At 50.3% G+C, this 6132-nt stretch carries 7 protein-coding genes; 3 read left to right on the top strand and 4 right to left on the bottom strand.

Annotated features, from left to right (window positions below; all coding sequences use genetic code 11):
* The 3 genes from B157_RS35960 to B157_RS0124435 form a co-directional block, all read right to left on the bottom strand.
* A partial coding sequence (locus B157_RS35960; protein ID WP_041952258.1) for a hypothetical protein occupies positions 1 to 180 on the bottom strand: 180 nt, incomplete at its 3' end.
* Positions 181 to 329: 149 nt separating this feature from the next.
* Entirely contained in the window at positions 330 to 551 is a 222-nt protein-coding gene (locus tag B157_RS0124440; RefSeq protein WP_020605943.1) for a helix-turn-helix domain-containing protein, read from the bottom strand.
* 3 nt (positions 552 to 554) lie between these two features.
* Positions 555 to 1187, bottom strand: coding sequence for a DUF2975 domain-containing protein (locus tag B157_RS0124435; RefSeq protein WP_020605942.1), 633 nt, complete (start codon positions 1185 to 1187; stop codon positions 555 to 557).
* A gap of 171 nt (positions 1188 to 1358) precedes the next feature.
* Between B157_RS0124435 and B157_RS0124430 the strand changes: the two genes are divergently transcribed.
* From B157_RS0124430 to B157_RS0124420, 3 genes are read left to right on the top strand one after another with little or no spacing between them, the layout of a single operon-like run.
* Complete coding sequence (locus tag B157_RS0124430) at positions 1359 to 1577, top strand: hypothetical protein (protein ID WP_020605941.1); 219 nt, start codon at positions 1359 to 1361, stop codon at positions 1575 to 1577.
* Entirely contained in the window at positions 1561 to 1989 is a 429-nt protein-coding gene (locus tag B157_RS0124425) for a type II toxin-antitoxin system VapC family toxin (RefSeq protein ID WP_020605940.1), read from the top strand. The genes B157_RS0124430 and B157_RS0124425 overlap by 17 nt, the downstream gene beginning before the upstream one ends.
* Positions 1980 to 3737 (top strand): phospho-sugar mutase, encoded by a 1758-nt coding sequence (locus B157_RS0124420; protein WP_020605939.1) that lies wholly within the window; start codon positions 1980 to 1982, stop codon positions 3735 to 3737. Before B157_RS0124425 ends, B157_RS0124420 begins: the two co-directional genes overlap by 10 nt.
* Before the next feature lie 87 nt (positions 3738 to 3824).
* Here B157_RS0124420 and ppk1 read toward each other — a convergent pair whose 3' ends face one another.
* Positions 3825 to 6068, bottom strand: a complete 2244-nt coding sequence (gene ppk1, locus B157_RS0124415) for a polyphosphate kinase 1 (RefSeq protein ID WP_020605938.1) — start codon at positions 6066 to 6068, stop codon at positions 3825 to 3827.
* Positions 6069 to 6132 lie beyond the last annotated feature (64 nt).

The following is a 6132-nucleotide window of genomic DNA, read 5'->3' as shown; positions in this document are numbered from 1 at the left end:
TCGCTTGAGTCGGGAAGCCCGCAGGGTGGTTTGGTTGATAGCCAGACTCCATTGAGCCAATGAGGAGTCAGCCAGTTTCAAGAGGGCAATGATCAGCAGGGCCATAAAGCGGATACGCCGTTTATCACATTGAAAATGATCTTTGATGGCATCGTAGACAGCATCTTCGTTACTTTGCATAGGGAGTAGTTGGAGGGGTTTACGTTTAGCGACACAAAACTACCTCAACATCAGCTACTCCCTACTTTTGTCCTGTACTTAGGTAGAATCGACAATATAATATCAACCATAGTTCTGGTGATGTTAATATAAAAGCAGACTTATGTCGTTTACACCTTCTCCGCTTCCTGCGGGGCGTATTCGAGCAGGTCGCCGGGCTGGCAGTCGAGGGCTTTGCACAGTGCTTCGAGTGTTTCAAAGCGTACGGCTTTAGCCTTACCCGTCTTCAGAATGGACAGGTTGGCCAGCGTGATACCCACCCGGTCGGCTAGTTCGGTCAGCGACATTTTTCGCCGGGCCATCATCACATCTACGTTTACGATTATAGGCATGGTTCAGATGGTTAGTTCGCTTTCCTGTTTGAGTTGATAACCCGACCGGAACACCTCCGCTAGTCCAACCAATAGCAACCCGGCAAATGTCAGGTTTGATACACCAAAACCGATTTGTTCACCACTATGCTGGATGTGGTTGCGGCTCATAAGTGCCAGCACATCACTGCGGATGAGAAGCCAGACAAGCGGTTTTATAAACTCCAACCCAATTAGCAGGACACCCAGCAGCCGTATCCTGACTACGTTGACCTGGCTAAACACATCGGACGTACCCAGCGTGGCTACTATTTGCTTCAGCAGCCTGATTATGAAGAAAACAAAGCCCAGACTTGCCACAATTGACAACCCAACCAATACATAGAGACCTGCACTCTGCCGGGCCGCTACCGGATTTAATGCATTGATAGTCAGCAACGAGTAGGGAGCACTACTCACGTTACCGATCCAATCAGCATCCTTAAACGACATGCTGTCAGTCAATTGAATCGGGATAGTTACGGTAAACCGAACGGTTTCCTGGGGGAGAACATAATTGAGTGCCAGCATCGCAATCACAACGACCAGCGCAGCTATTAAGCCGTAATAAGCAATGGCAACCACAACTTTGAGAAACTTAAAGTACGACGTATTCATGCCAGTAGAGTTTAAAAGTTCGACACAAATAACAGTAAATATTTATTGTAAAACAATAAATATTTATCGAATATAAAAATATAGTTGATTTTATCCAGTACTGATTTGCCCACTAGATTTGCGCCGGGTCGGGATAAGTGTAATTTTGGGCGGATAAAACCACGAAATTGTATGGAAACCATTGATGGTATTTTAGACGAGGTAGATAAACTGCCACTTAGTGAGCGACTCCGGCTCCTTCACAAACTGGTTGATCGAATAGTGGCTGTAGAAGTTCCGAAACCGACTAATCAAGTTGACTTCAACAAGTATATCGGTGTGGGTAAGCACGTCTGGGAAACGGATGCCCAGGCATACATTAACAGCACGCGTGATGAGGACCGGTTTTAAATCTGCTTTCTTCGACACCGCTCCGTTCATTTATTTGATTGAAGGACACATTCAGTTTGCGCCTATCGTCAGGGATATATTCGTTTATTGCCAGAGCCATTCCGTTCAGTTGACAACCAGTGTACTCACCACGTTAGAATTTAAAACAAAACCACTACGCAACAATCGCACAGACGTAGTGAACGCCTTTGACAGCTTACTGGCAGATTTGCAGATAATGATTGTTCCGATAACAACCCAAGTCGTCGAAAAAGCACTTGACCTGCAAACACAACTACACAGTTTAAAGGCCATAGATTCCATGCAACTTGGCGCGGCAAGTTTTTATCAATGTGATGCTATTATCACGAATGACAATCGCCTGACTCAGTTAAATCAACTCCAAATTATTACCCTCGACCAATGGAAGTAACCCTAGACTCTACCACGCAGCAACGCGTTGACAAATGGCTCAGCGGCCCCTACGATGCCGCTACCAAAGAATCCATTCAGCACCTGATCGACTCCGGCAATTTCACCGAACTAACCGACTCATTTTACCGCGACCTTGAGTTTGGTACGGGTGGCCTGCGCGGTATTCTGGGCGTTGGCTCCAACCGCATGAATCGCTACACGGTGGGTGCCGCTACCCAGGGACTTTCCAACTACATCAATGCGGCCTTTCCGGGCGTAGACATCAGCGTGGCCATTGCCCACGACAGCCGCCGGATGAGCCCCGAATTTGCCCGGCTGGTAGCCGATATTTTTTCGGCCAACAACATTAAAGTGTACCTGTTCAGCAGCCTCCGCCCCACCCCCGAACTCTCCTTTGCCATCCGGCAACTGGGTTGCCAGAGTGGTATTGTGGTGACGGCTTCGCACAACCCGCCAGAATACAACGGCTACAAAGTGTACTGGAACGACGGTGGTCAGGTGGTGTCCCCGCACGACAAAGCCATCATTGCCGAGGTCAATAAAATCACCTCCGTCGATGACATCAAATTCGAGGGCGTTCCCGAACGGATTCACATGATCGACGAAGAGATTGACGCGCCTTACGTGGAACGGCTCAAGTCGAACGCGGTGAACCCCGATGTGATTGCCCGGCAAGCCGACCTGAACATTGTGTACACGCCCATTCACGGCACGGGCATCACGCTGGTGCCCCGTACGCTGGAGGCTCTGGGTTTCACCAACGTACACATCGTAGAGGAGCAGGCAACGCCCGATGGTGATTTCCCAACGGTGAAATCGCCCAATCCCGAAGAAAAGGCCGCCATGCAGTTAGCCCTCGACCTGGCCAACAAGCTCAATGCCGACCTTATTATGGCTACCGACCCCGATGCCGACCGCGTGGGTGCCGGAGCGCGGAATCATCACGGCGAATTTGAGTTGCTCAACGGTAACCAGATGGCCAGCCTGATTATTTACTACCTGCTCAACGCCTGGAAAGCGACCGGCCGACTAACGGGTAATGAGTTTGTGGCTAAAACCATCGTCACCACCGATCTCATCGACGAGATGTGCAAGCGGTACGGTGTCACCTGCTACAACACGCTGACGGGCTTCAAATACATTGCCGAAGTGATTCGGGAACTGGAAGGCAAAGAGCAGTTCATTGCCGGGGGCGAGGAAAGCTACGGTTACCTCATCGGCGATTTCGTGCGCGACAAAGATGCCATTGCCAGTTGCGCCATGATTGCCGAGTTGACCGCTTACGCCAAAGACCAGGGCAAGAGCCTGTTCGATACATTGATGGAAATGTACATCGAGAACGGCTTCTACTACGAATCGCTGGTATCGCTGACGAAGAAAGGAAAGGCAGGGGCCGAAGAAATTCAGCAGATGATGGCCGACTTCCGCGCCAACCCGCCTAAATCTATTGCCGGTTCACCAGTAGTACGGATTGACGATTACAAATCGCTCGAACGAACCGATGCCACGAAGGGAGAGAAAGCGACCATCAAATCGGGCAGCATGGGCATCGAGTCGTCCAACGTGCTCCAGTTTTTCACGGAAGATGGCACGAAGGTTTCCGCCCGGCCATCCGGCACCGAGCCTAAAATCAAGTTTTACGTGTCGGTGAAGGAGCCGTTGGCCAGCAAAGAAGCCTTTGACGATACCTACGCCCAGTTAAAAACCAAAGCCCAGCAGGCCATTACCGATTTGGGGGTAGCCTGACAGGGGATTGTTGGTGATTAACAACTAAAAAAAGGCCAGCCTACACGTGTAAGCTGGCCTTTTCTGTTTCTTTTTTACCCGTCTCCGTCAAATATCGGCGATGGCCCGCTCGGCCCCTTCCTGATATTCTCCTTCGATCTGGGCTACTTCGGCGGGTTTGATTTCGGGGTCGAAGAGCCGGGCGGTTATGGCTTCTTTTTCGGTTGCCTCGAAGAATCGCTTATGGATATTGAATGGCTCACCACCCGCGGGTACCTCATATTTCCTGAAGTCGCCGTCTTCTTTCAACTCGTAGGCGTTGACATTGTCGAGCAGGTTGTATTTCAGAACCAGAATGGCCTGCTGCTTCACGCGTGGGTCTGCCAGATAAAACAGTGACTCAATGCGCCGGTCGAAACTGCGTACCATCACGTCGGCACTGCCGCCGTATACTTTAGGGTCGCCGTTATTGTGGAAGTAATAGATTCGGGTATGCTCCAGAAAATCGCCCACGATGGAACGCACGGTAATGTTCTCACTCAAACCGGCCCGCTGTGGACGCAGGCAGCAAATACTACGGACGATAAGTTCCACGGGCACCCCGGCCTCCGACGCTTTGTACAACTCATCAATCACCAGTTTATCCTCCAGCGAATTAACCTTGATGCAGATACCACTGGGTAAGCCGCGTTTGGCGTTCTCGGTCTCCAGTTGAATGAGCTTCACCAACTGGTCACGCATATCGCGCGGGGCGGTAATCAGGTACTTATACTCGTTGGGCAGCGAGTGCCCGGTAATGACATTGAAAAACTCCGAGATGTCGTGAGTGTAGATCTCATTGGTAGTCAACAAGCCAATATCCGTGTATAATCTTGAGGTGTCTTCGTTATAATTGCCGGTAGCCATGTGGGCGTAGCGAACAACGCGGCTCCCCTCATTCCGAACCACCAGCAGCAGCTTGGTATGGGTTTTAAACTTGCTGATGCCATAAATCACGAAGCAACCAGCCTTCTGCAAGCGCTGGGCTTCCCGGATATTATTTTCCTCATCAAACCGGGCCTTGACCTCAAACAATACCGATACGTGTTTGCCATTTTCGGCGGCTTTCAGCAACGCTTCGGTTATACGCGACCGCTTAGCCAGCCGGTATACGGTGATTTTGATAGCCAGTACATGGGGATCTTCGGCAGCCTGTTCGAGCAGCTGAAGGACGGGTTCGAAATTGTTATAAGGGTGATGAAGCAGGATATCGCGCTGCTTGATCAGCTCAAAAATATCGTCGGTCTTGTCCCGACCCAGGCCCATTGGCGGTACCGGAGCCTGTTGGCGCGGCATGGTATCCTTAAACTCCGGATGCCCGATCAGTTGCCAGAAAGCTGAAAAATCGAGCAAGCTGTTGGATTCAAAAATATTCAGATCGTCCATTTCCCACCGTTTCTTCAGCAGGTTCAGCATCCAGGGAGAACTGTCACTCAGCGGGTTATTGGCATCGGCTTCCACTTCCACGCGGGTTACGCGTCCTAACCGACGGTTTTTTATCTTTTGCCGGACTTCGTCAATGAAATCAATTTCGTCGTCGTCATTTTCATCGAGCGTAAAATCGCCGTTGCGGGTAATCCGGAACAGATTAACCGACAATATTTCGACGTTTCGATACAGTTTCTTTATGTTTTGCCGAACGATTTCTTCGATGGGCAGAAACAGGATACTATTTTCCCGCTCAAACGACAGGAACCGGGGTAGGTTAGCGGGAATCTGCACAAACGACAGCCGGTGGTTATCATCTTCCTCTTCCGGACGAAGACTCTGAGAATCCGTTCTGTCTGTACTGTGCGTAACGACCCCAAAAATGAGCACTTTGGCCAGCAGCACCGGAAAAGTATGCGTGTAGTCGTACAGCATGGGCGTCAGTGTCGGATAAATAGCCCGATCAAAAAAGTCGGCGGCCTCCGCTTCCTCTTCCTCCGTCAGATCGCCATACCTGGCCAGCTGAAGCCCGTTTTCGGCAAACAGCGGCAACAATTGCTCCGAAAAGACGGTTTGCTGATCCTGACAAAACTGGTGGGCCATCGTCAGTAAGGTCTTCCGAAAGGGAATTTCACGCAAACCGGAATAGTCGATCCGTTGCTTATGGTAATCGAGATAATTGTAGAGACTCCCCACCCGAATCATGAAAAACTCGTCCAGGTTGGAGGCTGAAATGGCCAGAAACTTCAACCGTTCCATCAGGGTACGGTCCGTACTTCGGGCCTGATCCAGCACCCGTTCATTGAATTTAAGCCAGCTTAAATCACGACTTAGATAGTTGCTCTGGTCAATAACGCTGGTCACTTTTTCGTTCGCCTTTGCCATTTTTTCGGTTACCGGTACAGGAGAATTCGTTTGCCGTTGAGTAAATCGGGAAACCAAATTTCCC

It is taken from the genome of Spirosoma spitsbergense DSM 19989 (assembly GCF_000374085.1).
Classification (GTDB): domain Bacteria; phylum Bacteroidota; class Bacteroidia; order Cytophagales; family Spirosomataceae; genus Spirosoma; species Spirosoma spitsbergense.
This window is presented reverse-complemented; position numbering and strand designations above follow the sequence as displayed.

Coding starts and splice junctions, on each gene's coding strand:
- B157_RS0124440 (WP_020605943.1), bottom strand. CDS start 551: ATGCCTATAATCGTAAACGTAGATGTGATGATGGCCCGGCGAAAAATG.
- B157_RS0124435 (WP_020605942.1), bottom strand. CDS start 1,187: ATGAATACGTCGTACTTTAAGTTTCTCAAAGTTGTGGTTGCCATTGCT.
- B157_RS0124430 (WP_020605941.1), top strand. CDS start 1,359: ATGGAAACCATTGATGGTATTTTAGACGAGGTAGATAAACTGCCACTT.
- B157_RS0124425 (WP_020605940.1), top strand. CDS start 1,561: ATGAGGACCGGTTTTAAATCTGCTTTCTTCGACACCGCTCCGTTCATT.
- B157_RS0124420 (WP_020605939.1), top strand. CDS start 1,980: ATGGAAGTAACCCTAGACTCTACCACGCAGCAACGCGTTGACAAATGG.
- ppk1 (WP_020605938.1), bottom strand. CDS start 6,068: ATGGCAAAGGCGAACGAAAAAGTGACCAGCGTTATTGACCAGAGCAAC.